Here is a 14598-nt window from a genome sequence, read left to right on the forward strand (position 1 = left end):
CTGCTGGTGGTGCTGATCGTCACTCGTGGCTCCGTTGCCTGGTGGGTGGATGTCCCTTCCAGCGTAGCCGGGTGCGATCCCCGATGCCGCTGCGGTGTCTTGGACCCGAGACGGTTCACGGCCTGCGGTTCAGCATCCGTGGGTCACCGCTTGCGCGAGAACGCCTCCAGCCGCTCGGCCGGGCTCAGGGCGGCCATGCGGTCGACGAACGCCGCGCTGAAGGTGTCGGCGGTGGTGTAGTCGCCGAGCGGGACCGTGGAGTGGGTGATGCGGTCGTCGTAGACGTGCACCAGGTTGAACGACTGACCGCCGAACATCCCGTTCACCTCCACGGACGGGAGCGAGAGGTTCATCGAGTAACAACTCGCGCTGGCGACCTGGACGGGGATGCCGGCGAAGGTGCTCGAGGTGGAGTAGTGCAGATGGCCGCCCAGGATGGCCCGGACGTCGGTCCCGCGCAGCACGGCCTCGAGCCGGTGCTGGTCGCGGAGCTCGAGGATGTCGAAGAACGGGATGCTCGACGGAACCGGCGGGTGGTGCATGGCGAGGATGCTGCCGAGCGGCGCCGCCGTGGCCAGCACCGACTCCAGCCACTCCAGCTGGCTGTCCTCCAGCTCACCGTGGTGCCACCCCGGGACGGTCGAGTCGAGGCCGATGACGCGCAAGCCGCCGAAATCCCAGACGGCGTCGAGCGGCTGCTCCCCCGCCGGGAGGTCGAGGAGCTCCGTCCGCATGACCGACCGTTCGTCGTGGTTGCCCATGAGCCAGACGATCGTGGTGCCGAGTCGCTCGGCGACGGGTTCGACCCGCTCCCGGAGTCGACGGTAGGCGTCGGCCTCTCCGAGATCCGCGAGGTCGCCCGTGAACACCATCGCGTCGGGCCGGAGCTGCATGCGCTCGATCTGACGGAGGGCCTGCTCCAGGTTGGCCTGCACGTCGACCGCGTCGTAGAGGCGTCGGCCGTCGGCCAGGAGGTGCGGGTCGCTCAGATGGACGATGACCCTGTCGGGAGCCGGGTACTGACCGAAACGGACGTCGGAAGTCATGATCCGAGTCTAGGAGCCACCGCCGACGTGCTCCGCCGCGGTCGACCACCCGAGGGCGGCCGACCGCAGACGGTCAGGACGCGACGCCGAGGAGCTGCTCGATGGGTCCGCGGGCGAAGAAGACGAGGAACCCGGCTGCGACGACCCACAGGAGCGGGCTGATCTCGCGCGCCTTCCCGGACAGGGAGCGGAGCACGACCCAGGCGATGAAGCCGGCGCCGATGCCGTTCGCGATCGAGTACGTCAGCGGCATGACGACGACCGTCAGGAACACCGGGAGCGCGACCGAGAACTCGGTCCAGACGATGTCCTTGATCTGCGACATCATGAGCGTCCCGACGATGACGAGCGCGGCGGCGGCGACCTCGGAGGGCACGATCTGCGTGAGCGGCGTGAAGAACATGGCGAGCAGGAACAGCGCACCGGTCACGAGGTTCGCGAGGCCGGTGCGTGCCCCTTCGCCGATGCCCGCACCGGATTCGATGAAGACGGTCGAGGAGGAGGACGAGGTCGCGCCACCGGCCACCGCGCCGACACCCTCGACGATGAGCGCCGAGCGGAGTCGTGGGAAGTCGCCCTTGGCGTCCGCCACACCGGCCTCCTTCGAGAGGCCGGTCATCGTCCCCATGGCGTCGAAGAAGTTCGTGAACACGAGGGTGAAGACGAGCATGAGCGCGGCGAGGACGCCGATGCGCTCGAAGCCGCCGAAGCTCACCTGGCCGAGCAGGCTGAGGTCGGGGACCCCGACGACCTGGGTGGGCAGGGTCGGGACGCTGAGGTTCCAGCCACCGGGGTTCTCGCCGCCGTTGGAGGCGCCGACCTTGAAGACGGCCTCGGCGAGGATGGCGATGATCGTGGAGGCGACGATGCCGATGAGCAGGGCACCCTTGATCTTGCGCGCGACGAGCACGCCCGTGAGCAGCAGGGAGATGACGAACACGGCGGTCGGCACGGTGGCGACCGAGCCCTCGATCCCGAGGCCGACGGGCGGCGAACCGGCGCCCGTCGAGCGGACGAAGCCGGCGTCGACGAAGCCGATGAACGCGATGAAGAGGCCGATGCCGACCGTGATCGCGATCTTCAACTGGATGGGCACCGCGTTGAAGATCATGGCGCGGAGTCCGGTCGCCGCGAGGAGGACGATGATGAGCCCGTTGATGACGACGAGGCCCATCGCCTCGGCCCAGGTGACCTGACCGACGACGCTGACCGCGAGGAACGAGTTGATGCCGAGTCCGGCCGCGAAGGCGAACGGCAGCCGCGCCACGAGACCGAAGAGGATCGTCATGACGCCGGCGGTCAGGGCGGTCACGGCGGCGACCTGGGCGAAGCCGAGCTCGCCACCGGTGACGTCGGCCGAGCCGCTCAGGATGATCGGGTTGAGGATGACGATGTAGGCCATCGCGACGAAGGTCACGAGGCCGCCGCGCACCTCGCCTCCGACGGTCGAACCGCGCTTGCTGATCTCGAAGAAACCGTCGAGACGCTCTCGGAACGAGCGCGGAGCGGTGGGCGTCGTGGTCACTGGACCTCCTGGGTCTGCATCGAAGCAACCAGCGTACCGGCACGGCGGACCGCCCCGCGACGACCGGGATGCGAGGGTGCCGCTACGATCGGCTGGACCCCTTTCCCAGCACCCTCCTCACGGAATCGAGCTCACATGGCGCTGCCCTGGACTCTGCACGGCGACGGCAAGCACGTCCCGACCCACGCGATCGTCGGCCCCGGAGAACGGCTCACCTGGCCGCGGACCATCGGCCTCGGCATGCAGCACGTCGTCGCGATGTTCGGCGCCACGTTCCTCGTCCCCGTGCTGACCGGGTTCCCGCCCACCACGACGCTGTTCTTCTCGGGCGTCGGCACCATCCTGTTCCTCGTCATCACCAAGAACCGCGTGCCGAGCTACCTCGGCTCGTCGTTCGCCTTCATCGCCCCCATCTCCGCCGCGGTCGCGAGCCAGGGCATGGGCAGCGCCCTCTTCGGCATCCTCGCGGTGGGTCTCCTCCTGGCGCTCGTCGGCGTCATCGTGCAGGTCACGGGAACCGGGTGGATCGATGCGCTCATGCCGCCGGTCGTCGCCGGTGCCATCGTCGCGCTCATCGGGTTCAACCTCGCCCCCGCCGCGAAGAACAACTTCGTGGAGGCTCCGATCACCGCCCTCGTGACGCTCGCGGCCGTCATCCTGTCGACCGTCGTCTTCCGCGGGATCCTCGGCCGACTGTCGATCGTCATCGGTGTCGTGGTCGGGTACATCGTCGCAGCGATCCGTCAGGAGATCGACTTCTCGAAGATCGCGGACGCCGCGTGGGTCGGCCTCCCCGAGTTCCACCTCGCGGACAACCCGATCTCGAACCCGGCGGTCTGGGCGGTCCTCCCGGCGTTCCTCCCCGTCGTGCTCGTCCTCATCGCCGAGAACGTCGGCCACATCCGGGGCGTCGCGCAGATGACCGACGCCTCCGTGAACAAGCAGACCGGTCGCGCGCTCCTGTCCGACGGTCTGGCGACGATGCTGGCCGGTTTCGGCGGCGGTTCGGGCACGACGACCTACGGCGAGAACATCGGCGTCATGGCGGCGACGCGGGTCTACTCCACGGCGGCCTACTGGGTCGCCGGTCTGTTCGCGGTCCTCCTCGGCCTCTCCCCCAAGGTCGGTGCGGTCATCAACACCATCCCGGCGGGCGTCCTCGGCGGCGTCACGACGGCCCTGTACGGACTCATCGGGATCATCGGCGTGAAGATCTGGCTCGACAACAAGGTCGACTTCTCGAAGCCCGTCAACCAGTTCACCGCGGCGACGGCGCTCATCATCGGCATCGCGGACTTCACCTGGGTGGCGGGTGGCGACGTCAGCTTCAACGGGATCGCACTCGGCACGATCGCTGCGATCGTCATCTACCACGTGATGACGACCATCGGCCGCTGGCGGAAGACCGCCTGACCCGTCGGGTGGGGGTGCGCCAGCGCGGTGCGCTGGCGTCGGCGCGGGTCGTACGCGTGAGCGCGGGTCTCTGGAGCCCCGCGCTCACGTGTGTGACCCGCGGCCATGCCGGGTAGGTGCGGTTCGCGTCAGCGCACCGCGCTGGCGCACCCACACGGATCGGCTCCGGACCGGTGGCCCGCGCTCGCGTCAGCGCGGTGCGCTGGTGGATCCGAGGGGTCAGCCCTGGTGGAAGAACGGCACGATCAGGTAGATGCCGAACAGGACCGCCGCCGCACACAGGGCGAAGCAGGCGTAGGCACCGGCACGGGCCAGGTTCTGCTGCACGGGGGTCAATGGGTTCTTCCGAGCGGCCTTCGCGGCCCGCTTCGCCGCCTTCGCGGCTTCCTCCGGCGTGATGACCGTGATCGCGTCGGTGAACTCGGCCGGCGCCACCACGGGCACGCGCCCGGCGGTGGTGAGGAGCCGGAGCCCGAGCGAGTACAGACTGACGATCGCGGTCGCGCCAACGAGCGACGTCGCGAAGACGATCAGGAATGCTGCCCAGTCGATCACTTCTTCACCTTCTTGGGCTTGGGGTTGCGCTTGATCTTGACCGCACGACCGGAGTCGGCGACCTCGCTGACGACGTTGCTGTGGTCGACCTGGTTCCGGCGCGAGATGAGGAAGATGGTGAGGATGACACCGACCCCCACCACGGCGTCGATGATGATGCCGACGAGACCGAGGTGGGCGACGGCGGCGGCGAGCGCCCCGACGATGCCGGCCGCGGGCAGGGTCATCAACCAGCCGAGGGCGATCCGCCCGGCGGTCCCCCAGCGCACCTTCGATCCGCGTCGCCCGAGCCCAGAGCCGATGACGGACCCGGAGGCGACCTGCGTGGTGGAGAGGGCGAAGCCGAGGTGGCTCGACGCGAGGATCGTGGCGGCGGTGCTCGTCTCGGCCGCGAAGCCCTGCGCCGGCTTGACGTCCGTGAGTCCCGTACCGATGGTCTTGATGATCCGCCAGCCGCCCATGTAGGTGCCGAGCGCGATGGCGAGGGCGCAGACGACGATGACCCAGAGCTCGGGGCCGGTGCCGACCGCCTGCACGCCGACCGCGATGAAGGTGAGCGTGATGACACCCATGGTCTTCTGTGCGTCGTTCGTGCCGTGCGCGAGGGCGACGAGGGACGAGGAGAAGATCTGCGCGTACCGGAACCCGTCGCGACCGTCGGGCTTGCCGTCGTAGCGGCGCGTGATCCGATAGGCGAGCTTCGTCGCCGAGTAGGCGACCAGTCCTGCGGTGACGGGGGCGATCAACGCCGGGAGGATGACCTTGGAGAGGACGACACCGAAGTCGATCGAGCCGAAGCCGGCGCCGACGATCGCCGCGCCGATGAGCCCGCCGAACAGCGCGTGGCTGGACGACGACGGCAGACCGAGGAGCCAGGTGAGCATGTTCCAGACGATCGCGCCGATGAGCCCGGCGAAGATCAGCTCCGGTCCGATCCGGATGCCGCCCTCGCCCTCTCGGATGAGCCCGCCCGAGATGGTCTTGGCGACCTCCGTGGACAGGAACGCACCGACGAGGTTGAGGATCGCGGCGAGCAGGACGGCGGTCTTCGGCTTGAGGGCGCCCGTGGCGATCGGGGTCGCCATGGCGTTCGCCGTGTCGTGGAACCCGTTCGTGAAGTCGAAGAACAGTGCCAGTGCGATGACCAGCACGACAGTCAGGGTAACGAGTTCCACTGGTGTCTTTCTCGAGGCGGAGCGAATACGGACACAGTGCTCCCCGACGAGATGTTTGGGGGGAATTCACGTGCTGGATACGGGCGGTTCACCCGCCGTACACGATCCTTACACCCTGCCCGGTCGAGGTCAACTCGACGCCGATCAGCGCCCGCCGCCGCCTCCGCCGCCTCCACCTCCGCCTGCGAAGCCACCGCCCGTCGAGCCGCCGGACGAGCTCGCTCCGCCACTGGTCGACCAGGACGCCGACGTACTCGACGCCGATCCGGAGAAGCCGGAGAACGCGTTCGCGAACATCGCCGCCTGGAACGGGGTGTTCGAGGCGTACCACGACGGCGCACTCCCGGCCTGCTCGTAGCGGATACCGAGTTCCTTGGCCCACTCGCGCTCCACGCCCCAGAGCACGGCGAAGGGCAGGAGCCGTTCGGTGACCCGGACGAGCTGGCCGGGGTCGCCGAGGTCCACCCGTTCGGCACCGTCAGGGCTCTGCAACATGCGGAAGCGGTCCTGTTCCGCCAGCGCGAGATAGTCGCGGAGGCCGAGCAACTCGTCCCGCGCATCGGCACCGGTGGCGGTGAGTGGTTTCGGCGCGATGGCCAACACGATCCCCGCGAGCAGCGCGATCCCGGTCACGAAGAGCGCGGCGACCGACCAGCCGTTGTCCGCTCGCTGGGAGTAGGCGACCCCGAAGAAGACGATCCCGGCGACGCCCAGGACGGCGAGCGCACCCACGATGATCCACGCCCGCCCGGAGGAGACCGAGCGTCGGAGGCCGAGGTCGAGGGCGTTCCGCTTGGCGGACGCGAGTTCCGCGGTGACCGCCTTGCCGAGCGCCGGGTCGACCTCCTTCATCTCCCGCGGTCGGTTCCGGTCGGGGAAGAGCGCGGCGAGCACGCGTCGTTCCTGCTCATCCGTCGCGCTGTCGTCGAGGTACTGCAGGGAGTAGTCCTTCTTGCCCGGTCCGTCCACGATCCGGAGCTTGCCGCGGACGGCGAGGCTGACGATCTCGGCGGCCATCGACGAGGCGGCGCGACCGGCGAGGTCGCCCGCCAGCAGGAGGTTCATCTGCTTCGGGGCGGAGTACTGCGGCACGATGACGCCACGACCGGGGTGGTCCCGCCAGAGGCGCAGTCGGATCCACAGGAGTGCTCCGAGCCCCGCGGCCGACAGCGCACCGAGGACGATCGGGACGATGGAGAAGACCGGTGCCTCGCCGGGGCGGGCCGGTTGGACGAACGTGCCCGGTTCGAACCCGATCGCGACCGTCAGCGTCTGCCGGGCCTGCACCGGGACGGAGGAGGTCGTGAAGACGTCCCCGTCGGCGTCCTCCGCCTGGGAGAGGTCGCACGGCGAGCTGTCGTCCGGATCCCCGCGGTAGCAGGCGCCGTCACCGGTGAGCGCGTCGGCGATGTCGGGCGCGACCCGCACCGTCATGCTGGCGTCGGCGAACGGCTGGTCCCAGCCGGTCCCGGGCGCGTCCCAGTAGAACTCGTCGGAGCGTGTGTCGCGATAGGCGCCGACGACGCCGCGCTGCGTGTAGGTGATGACGTAGCTCTGCGTGCCGCGCACGTAGTCGTCCGTCCCGAGCGACAGTTCGAGGAAGTCACCGTCGCGGTCGGTCTCCCACTCCACGGGCGCACCGTCGGCGTCGGTCACCGAGACGATCTCCGTGTGCAGTGGCGCCCGGTCGAACTCGTCGGGGATCGCTCGGATGATTCCCTTGTTCTGGTCGGACTCGGGGAACTCCGCGACGAAGGTCTCGACCGCGCGCAGCTCGGCCTGACCGTCGCCGCCACGGCTCAGGGTGTAGTCGCCGTCGAAGGACGCGAAGGTGAAGTCGGACACGTCGGTCCGAGCGTCGGCCGCGGCGGGCGGCGTGCTCGCCAGGGTCGCGACGAGTGGTGCACCGACCGCCAGGGCCAGGGCGACGAGGAGCACCCGCGACGAGCGGGCACGGACCGGGGACAGGCGACGACGTCTGGGCTTCACCCGGCCAAGTCTAGGAGGGGTGCCGGCGGGCGCGCGGACGCGCCCGCCGGGACTCACATCTCCTCGTGGGTGTTGGGGTCGCCGTCGAAGAGCCTGCCGTCCGTCCGCCCGAGTGCCGTGATCGCCCGCACCTCGGTGTCGCTGAGCTCGAAGCCGAAGACGTCGATGTTCGTGCGCTGGCGTTCCGGGGACGCGGACTTCGGGATCGGAAGCACGCCACGCTGGTGGTGCCAGCGCAGGACGACCTGCGCCGGTGAGACGTCGTGCGCCGTGGCGGCCGCTGCGACGGGTTCCTCGGCGAACGGCGCCTGTGCCTTGCCGAGCGGGCTCCACGCCTCGGTGACGATGCCGTGCTCGCGGTGGAAGGCGAGGAGCTCCTCCTGCGGGAAGTACGGGTGCAGCTCGACCTGGTTGACGGCCGGCAGCACACCCGTCTCGTCGGCGAGGCGGGTCAGGAACTCCTCGGTGAAGTTCGAGACGCCGATGCTGCGGACGAGGCCCTCGCGCTGCAGCTGGATCATGGCCTTCCACGACTCGACGAAGCGGCCGACGGAGGGGTTCGGCCAGTGGATGAGGTACAGGTCGATGTGGTCGAGGCCGAGCGAGGCCAGGGATCCGCGGCACGAGGTGATGGTCTCCTCGAAGCCGTGGTCGCGGCCGGGCAGCTTCGTCGCGACGACGAGTTCGTCACGGGGGACGCCGGTCTCGCGGACCGCGGCGCCGACGGCGTCCTCGTTGCGGTAGTTCACGGCGGTGTCGAGCAGTCGATAGCCCGCGTCGATGGCGGACAGCGTGGCGTCGGTGCCCTCGCGGCCTCGCAGGGGGTACGTGCCGAAACCGATCGCGGGGACGCTCGAACCGTCGTTGAGCGCGAATGTTGGGATGGTCGTCATCACCCCACGCTAGACCCGGCGGCCCTCGGATGGCTCCGAGCGGGCTGGGAGGGCGCGCCTCGACTAGCGTTGGACCATGGCGAAGCTCTCTGCCCCCCGTGCCCAGACCAGACCGACCGAACGCACCCACCACGGCGACACCGTGGTGGACCCGTACGAGTGGCTCCGTGAGAAGGAGTCACCGGAGGTGATCGCGCACCTGGAGGCGGAGAACGCCTACACCGAGCAGGAGACGGCCCATCTGGCCGGACTGCGCGAGCGCATCTTCCAGGAGATCAAGGGACGCACGCTCGAGACCGACCTCTCGGTCCCGACCCGTTCCGGTGCGTGGTGGTACTACGGCCGCAGTGTCGAAGGCCGCCAGTACGGCATCCAGTGCCGCATCCCGGTCGCCGACCCGGAGGACTGGACGCCGCCGACCCTGCCCGAGGGCGGCGCGGCCCCCGGCGAGCAGATCATCCTCGACGCCAACGTCGAGGCGGAGGGCCACGAGTTCTTCTCCCTCGGCAGCTTCGACGTGTCGGACGACGGCACGCGACTGCTCTACGGCGTCGACGTCGAAGGCGACGAGCGGTACACCGTCCGTGTCCGGGACCTCGCGAGCGGCGTCGACCTCGACGACGAGCTCCTCGGGACCGCGGGCGGGGCGGAGTTCTCCCCCGACGGCACCGCCATCGTCTACACGACGGTCGACGAGAGCTGGCGCCCCGACACCGTCCACCTGCACCGGGTGGGGACGTCCCAGGACGACGACACGGTCCTCTTCCACGAGCCCGACGAGCGGTTCTGGGTCGGCGCCGGATTCACCCGCAGCCGCGCGCTGCTCCTGATCGAGGCCGGCTCGTCGGTCACGAGCGAGACCCGGCTCGTCCCCGCCGACGCGCTGTCCGAGGAGGCGCGGATTGTCTGGCCGCGGACCGACGGCGTCGAGTACAGCGTCGAACACCGGGTGGCCGACGGTGCGGACCGGTTGCTCATCCTGCACAACCGGGACGCGCCGGACTTCGAGCTCGTCGAGGTGCCACTGTCGGATCCGCTCGGCACGGCGCGGGTCGTCGTCGCGCACAGCAGCGAGCGCCGGCTCGAGGACGTCGAGGCGTTCGAGGCCGTGACCACCGTCTCCTATCGGCGCGACGGCCTCACGCGTATCGGCCTGCTCGACCCGACGAGTGGCGACATCGACGAGATCGCCTTCGACGAACCCCTGTCCACCGTCGGCTGGCACGGCAACAACGAGTGGGCTCAACCGATGCTCCGGTTCGGATACGGCTCCCTCGTGACGCCGTCGACGGTGCTCGAACTCGACGTCCGATCCGGCGAACGCTTCGTGCGCAAGCAGCAGCCGGTCCTCGGCGACTACGACCCGGCGGACTACGAGCAGTTCCGGGAGTGGGCGACGGCCGTGGACGGGACCCGGGTGCCGATCTCCATCGTGCGCCGGGTCGGTGTCCAGGGGCCCGGGCCGCTCCACCTCTACGGGTACGGCTCGTACGAAGCCAGCATGGACCCGTCCTTCTCGATCGCGAGGCTGTCGATGCTCGACCGCGGCGTGACCTTCGCGATCGCCCATGTGCGCGGCGGCGGCGAACTCGGGCGTCACTGGTACGAGGACGGCAAGAAGCTCCACAAGCAGAACAGCTTCAGCGACTTCGTCGACGTGGCCGACCACCTCATCCGCGAGGGCTGGACGACGCCTGCCGGGCTCGTCGCCGAGGGTGGCAGCGCCGGTGGCCTCCTCATGGGCGCCGTGGCGAACCGTGCGCCGGACCGCTTCGCGGGCATCCTCGCCGGCGTCCCGTTCGTCGACGCGCTGACGAGCATCCTCGACCCGTCGCTCCCCCTGACGGTCATCGAATGGGACGAGTGGGGCGATCCGCTCCACGACCCCGAGGTCTACGCGTACATGAAGGCGTACAGCCCCTACGAGAACATCGACCCGGCGAAGCGCTACCCGCGCATCCTTGCGACGACGAGCCTCAACGACACCCGCGTGCTGTATGTGGAACCCGCGAAGTGGGTGGCCCGCCTGCGGGACGCCGGTGCGCCGGCGCTGATGAAGATCGAGATGAGCGCCGGGCACGGCGGGGTGAGCGGCCGCTACAACGCGTGGCGTGAGCGCGCCGAGGAACTCGCCTGGCTGCTCGATGTGCTCGAACTCACGGACACCGATCCGGCCTGATCCGAAGCGACGACGCCCCTGCTCCATCCGGAGCAGGGGCGTCGTCGGTGCGGCGGGTGTCTAGCCGAAGAGGATCGCCGCTTCGTCGTAGCGCTCCTGCGGCACGGTCTTCAGCTTGCCGAGCGCCTCTTCGAAGCGGCAGTTGACGAGTTCGGTACCGCGGAGTGCGATCATCGTGCCCCAGTCGCCGGCCATGACGGAGTCGATGGCGGCCATACCGAGGCGGGTGGCGAGCACGCGGTCGTAGGCGCTCGGGACGCCACCGCGCTGCAGGTGGCCGAGCACGGTCGCGCGGGACTCGATGCCCGTGCGGCGCTCGATCTCGGGTGCGAGCACATCGGCGATGCCGCCGAGACGGGGACGGTTGAACGCGTCGAGTCCCTTCTCGGAGTGCGCGGTCTCCATGGTGTCGAGTGTGAAGCCCTCGGACACGACGATGATCGGGGCGCGACCGCGCTGGTAGACGCTGTCCGCCCACTCGCAGATCTGCTCGATCGACTGCGGCTGTTCCGGGATGAGGATGGCGTGGGCACCCGCCGCCATACCGGCGTGCAGGGCGATCCAGCCGACGTGCCGGCCCATGACCTCGATGACCATGCACCGCTTGTGGGACTCGCCCGTCGTCCGGAGGCGGTCGATGGCCTCGGTCGCGATCTCGACGGCGGTGTCGAAGCCGAAGGAGTAGTCGGTGGCGTCGAGGTCGTTGTCGATCGTCTTCGGGACGCCGACGATCTTGAGGCCGGCGTCGGTCAGCCGCTTCGCCGCGGCGAGCGTGCCCTCGCCACCGATGGCGATGAGCGCGTCGATGCCGAGCCGGTCCATGGTGTGCTGGACGTTCTCCGGGCCGCCGTGCGGTCCTTCGAACGGGTTGGTGCGGCTCGTGCCGAGGATGGTGCCACCCTGCTTGGCGAGACCACGCACGCTGTGGCGGTCGAGCGGCATCGTCAGGCCCTCGACGACTCCTCGCCAGCCGTCGCGGATGCCGATGAACTCCTGGTTGTGGATCTTCGTCCCCTTGAGGACCGCTCCTCGGATGACCGCGTTCAGGCCGGGGCAGTCGCCGCCGCTCGTGAGCACACCAATTCTCATATCAACAGTCCTCATGGGGATCGGGGCACCTCAGGTGCCGGGAGTCATCCCCGACAATACCGTCTCGCCGACGGTGCTTCATCCGGCGCGGGCGGTCCTCCGGCCCAGAGGGTCGGTGCCTCGTCCACCGGGGTTAGGCTGCTGGGATGAGTGCCGACGACTACCTGCCCGCCGATGGCGGCATCACGATGTTCTCCACGACCTGGTGCGGGTACTGCGCCCGACTGAAGCACCAGCTGTCCGCAGCCGGCATCCCGTTCACCGAGGTCGACATCGAGCAGGTCCCGGGGACCGCCGACCTCGTCGCCTCGCTGAACGGCGGCAATCAGACGGTCCCGACGGTGATCTTCCCCGACCGCTCGACCGCGACGAACCCGTCGCTCGCGCAGGTGAAGGCGGCACTCGGCGTCTGACCCGTCGACGACGTCCGGCCGGGCGACCCGTGGTCACCCGGCCGGACGAACCGGATGTCAGGCGCCCAGCGCCTCGCGGAGCAGGTGGACGAGGGCGTTCAGCTGCACCGAGTCGACCGACGCGACGTCCTGGTCGCTGCCGTCGAGCGCGCGAGCGGCCAGGCCCTGCTTGCTGTCGATGAGTTCCGCGACCTTCGCGTCGATCGTGTGCGCGGCGATGATGCGCCAGGCGGTGACCGGCTCCTCCTGACCGATGCGGTGCACGCGGTCGATCGCCTGGGTCTGCTCGGCGGCCGTCCAGGACAACTCGGCGAGCACGACGTTGGACGCGGCCTGCAGGTTGACGCCGACGCCGGCGGCGGTGAGCGAACAGACCGCGACCGCGACTTCCGGATCGGTGTTGAACGCGTCGATCGCGGCCTGACGCGCCTGCGCGGTCTGGTCGCCGCGGAGCGACACCGTCTTCAAGCCGCGACCCGCGAACAACTGCTCGGCCGCGTTCATGACGTCGATGTGCTTCGCGAAGAACACGACCTTGCCAACGGACCTCGCGAGCTGCGCCGTGTAGTCGGCGGCGAGGACGGCCTTCGCCTGACCGATCTTGCGGATCATGGTGAACACGTTCTCCGTGCCACCGGCGGCCTTGGACTCGTCGAGCTCGGCCTGGGCGACCATGCGCATGAGGTCGGTGTTCGGCTCGTGCAGCGCGTCGACGCGCTCACCACGCGACTCCAGGACCCGCACGTAGCGGGACTTGAGCCGTTGCCCGAGCTCGGCCTCCGCGTCGCGGATGGACCGGATCGCCTCGTCGTCGAGCTCGACCGGGAGGTCGGCGACGCGCTTGGCGGGCAGGTCCTTGGCGACGTCGAGCTTCTTGCGGCGCACGATGCCCATGTCGATGACGGCGGACCGCGCGGCGGCGTAGAAGGCGTGCTCAGCCGGGGTCAGGCCGGTGTCCTCGAGCCGCTCCATGAGTTCGGCGGTCGGCTTGCCGTCCTTGATCCAGCCGAGGAACTGCCAGATGGCGTTGAAGTCCTCGACGTCGTTGATCAGCGGCGTACCCGTCAGCGCGAGCAGCAGCGGGTCCTGACCGGGCGTCGCCTTCCGGATCCGGTTCGCGAGCGACAGCACGTGCTGCGAGCGCTGGGAGTGGAGGTTCTTGATGAAGTGCGCCTCGTCGACCACCATGCCGCGGAAGCCGAGCGTCCCGAGCCAGGCGAGGTGGCGGTCGAGGACCTCGTAGTTCACGATGATGACGTCGGCGAAGGCGTCGAGCGCCTGGCCGTCGCCGTGGATGACCGTGGCGCGTCGGTGCGGCGTCCAGCGCTCGACCTCGCGCGCCCAGTTCATCTTGACGACGTTCGGCACGATGACGAGGAGCGGGTACGCCTCGGCGACCGAGGCGGCGAGGACGGACTGCGCGGTCTTGCCGAGGCCCGGCTCGTCGGCGAGCAGGAAGGAACGGTGTCCTTCACGGACGCTTTCGACGAAGCGCGCCTGGTGCTTCATGACTTCGAGGCCGCGCGGCGAGAGCCGGTCGAGCTTCGGGGCGTCGGGCAGGTCCATCGAGGCCGCTCCCCCGCCGGAACCGAGCTCGAACGCCTTGTACAGGGGGCCCATGAGCTCCCAGCTGTCGAGTCGTCGACGCACGGTCGGCTGCGGTGCCGCCTGGCTGAAGTCCGGGGCGAGGAACGGATTGGCCAACTGACGTGCCTTGACCGACTGCGGGATGACCTGCTTCTCGGCGAGCTCGGCCGGGACGACGGACTCCACGACGGGCTTCTCGACGGTGATGATGAGTTCGTCGGCGCTGAGTTCGGCGCCCGACTCGAGGAGCCAGTCGCGCCGGAGCCGCTGCGCGACGGGGCTCGTCGCGGCGTCGGCCTCAAGGAGCTGGATGAGCGAGGTGTCGCGCGCCGCCGTCTTGGCGAGGATGGTCGCCACACCGTCGAGGCGCTTCAGGAGCTCGGCCCGCGTGGCGTCGCTGTAACTCGTGTCGGCCTTGACCCTGGCACGTTCCTCGCGGACGAGGAAGGCGATGACCTGGTACTTCGTCCGGTTGGTGGGCCCGACCTTGCCCTTCTGCGCCTTCGCCTCGACCTCGCGCACCTTGCGGGCGAGGATGGGGATGATCGGCGCGTCGTCGTCGTGACGCGACGATGACCCTCTGGGGTTCGAGCGGCCAGATGAACGGGTGCTGGAACGCCCCTGGGAACGGCGTTGCTGGCCGGTGTGCGGCATGCTCCTCCTGAGCAGTCGAAGAGCCTCATCGGCCGAGGGGCCGGAAGAGACGGGCGTCGGGCCCGACTGGTCGTCGTGGA

At 69.5% G+C, this 14598-nt stretch carries 11 protein-coding genes; 3 read left to right on the forward strand and 8 right to left on the reverse strand.

The window, feature by feature from the left end; all coding sequences use genetic code 11:
• Positions 1-143: 143 nt before the first annotated feature.
• Both B9Y95_RS15285 and B9Y95_RS15290 read right to left on the reverse strand, forming a co-directional pair.
• On the reverse strand, positions 144-1046 hold the full coding sequence (locus tag B9Y95_RS15285; protein ID WP_085513083.1) for a phosphodiesterase: 903 nt from the start codon (positions 1044-1046) through the stop codon (positions 144-146).
• A gap of 73 nt (positions 1047-1119) precedes the next feature.
• The gene (locus tag B9Y95_RS15290) at positions 1120-2571 is read right to left on the reverse strand and encodes an NCS2 family permease (RefSeq protein ID WP_085513086.1); all 1452 of its coding nucleotides are present in this window, start codon (positions 2569-2571) and stop codon (positions 1120-1122) included.
• Between the two features lie 135 nt (positions 2572-2706).
• Between B9Y95_RS15290 and B9Y95_RS15295 the strand changes: the two genes are divergently transcribed.
• Positions 2707-3984 carry a uracil-xanthine permease family protein gene (locus B9Y95_RS15295; protein WP_085513088.1) on the forward strand — a complete coding sequence of 426 codons (1278 nt, stop codon included), beginning with the start codon at positions 2707-2709 and terminating at the stop codon, positions 3982-3984.
• Positions 3985-4203: 219 nt separating this feature from the next.
• On the opposite strand, the gene B9Y95_RS15300 is transcribed toward B9Y95_RS15295, so the two are convergent.
• From B9Y95_RS15300 to B9Y95_RS15315, 4 genes are all read right to left on the reverse strand, one after another.
• Positions 4204-4539, reverse strand: a complete 336-nt coding sequence (locus B9Y95_RS15300) for a peptidase (protein ID WP_085513090.1) — start codon at positions 4537-4539, stop codon at positions 4204-4206.
• Complete coding sequence (locus B9Y95_RS15305; protein ID WP_412458831.1) at positions 4536-5690, reverse strand: inorganic phosphate transporter; 1155 nt, start codon at positions 5688-5690, stop codon at positions 4536-4538. Before B9Y95_RS15305 ends, B9Y95_RS15300 begins: the two co-directional genes overlap by 4 nt.
• A gap of 168 nt (positions 5691-5858) precedes the next feature.
• Positions 5859-7703, reverse strand: a complete 1845-nt coding sequence (locus tag B9Y95_RS20725; RefSeq protein WP_159453427.1) for a DUF2207 domain-containing protein — start codon at positions 7701-7703, stop codon at positions 5859-5861.
• A 53-nt stretch (positions 7704-7756) separates the two neighbouring features.
• Entirely contained in the window at positions 7757-8596 is an 840-nt protein-coding gene (locus B9Y95_RS15315; protein ID WP_085513094.1) for an aldo/keto reductase, read from the reverse strand.
• Positions 8597-8672: 76 nt separating this feature from the next.
• Between B9Y95_RS15315 and B9Y95_RS15320 the strand changes: the two genes are divergently transcribed.
• Positions 8673-10775 (forward strand): S9 family peptidase, encoded by a 2103-nt coding sequence (locus tag B9Y95_RS15320; RefSeq protein ID WP_085513097.1) that lies wholly within the window; start codon positions 8673-8675, stop codon positions 10773-10775.
• 60 nt (positions 10776-10835) lie between these two features.
• Here the strand turns inward: B9Y95_RS15320 and B9Y95_RS15325 are convergent, their stop codons facing one another.
• On the reverse strand, positions 10836-11864 hold the full coding sequence (locus B9Y95_RS15325; protein WP_064294489.1) for a 6-phosphofructokinase: 1029 nt from the start codon (positions 11862-11864) through the stop codon (positions 10836-10838).
• Positions 11865-12010: 146 nt separating this feature from the next.
• Between B9Y95_RS15325 and B9Y95_RS15330 the strand changes: the two genes are divergently transcribed.
• The gene (locus B9Y95_RS15330; protein ID WP_064294490.1) at positions 12011-12277 is read left to right on the forward strand and encodes a mycoredoxin; all 267 of its coding nucleotides are present in this window, start codon (positions 12011-12013) and stop codon (positions 12275-12277) included.
• Positions 12278-12334: 57 nt separating this feature from the next.
• On the opposite strand, the gene B9Y95_RS15335 is transcribed toward B9Y95_RS15330, so the two are convergent.
• Positions 12335-14518: a DEAD/DEAH box helicase gene (locus B9Y95_RS15335; protein WP_079707134.1), complete on the reverse strand. Its 2184-nt coding sequence runs from the start codon at positions 14516-14518 to the stop codon at positions 12335-12337.
• Between the last annotated feature and the right edge of the window lie 80 nt (positions 14519-14598).

The organism is Plantibacter flavus (assembly GCF_900177615.1).
Lineage (GTDB): Bacteria > Actinomycetota > Actinomycetes > Actinomycetales > Microbacteriaceae > Plantibacter > Plantibacter flavus.

Bases quoted from the DNA above. Each gene is read 5' to 3' on its own strand.
- B9Y95_RS15295 (WP_085513088.1), top strand. From the start codon at position 2,707: ATGGCGCTGCCCTGGACTCTGCACGGCGACGGCAAGCACGTCCCGACC.
- B9Y95_RS15320 (WP_085513097.1), top strand. From the start codon at position 8,673: ATGGCGAAGCTCTCTGCCCCCCGTGCCCAGACCAGACCGACCGAACGC.
- B9Y95_RS15285 (WP_085513083.1), bottom strand. From the start codon at position 1,046: ATGACTTCCGACGTCCGTTTCGGTCAGTACCCGGCTCCCGACAGGGTC.
- B9Y95_RS15315 (WP_085513094.1), bottom strand. From the start codon at position 8,596: ATGACGACCATCCCAACATTCGCGCTCAACGACGGTTCGAGCGTCCCC.
- B9Y95_RS15335 (WP_079707134.1), bottom strand. From the start codon at position 14,518: ATGCCGCACACCGGCCAGCAACGCCGTTCCCAGGGGCGTTCCAGCACC.
- B9Y95_RS15330 (WP_064294490.1), top strand. From the start codon at position 12,011: ATGAGTGCCGACGACTACCTGCCCGCCGATGGCGGCATCACGATGTTC.
- B9Y95_RS15325 (WP_064294489.1), bottom strand. From the start codon at position 11,864: ATGAGAATTGGTGTGCTCACGAGCGGCGGCGACTGCCCCGGCCTGAAC.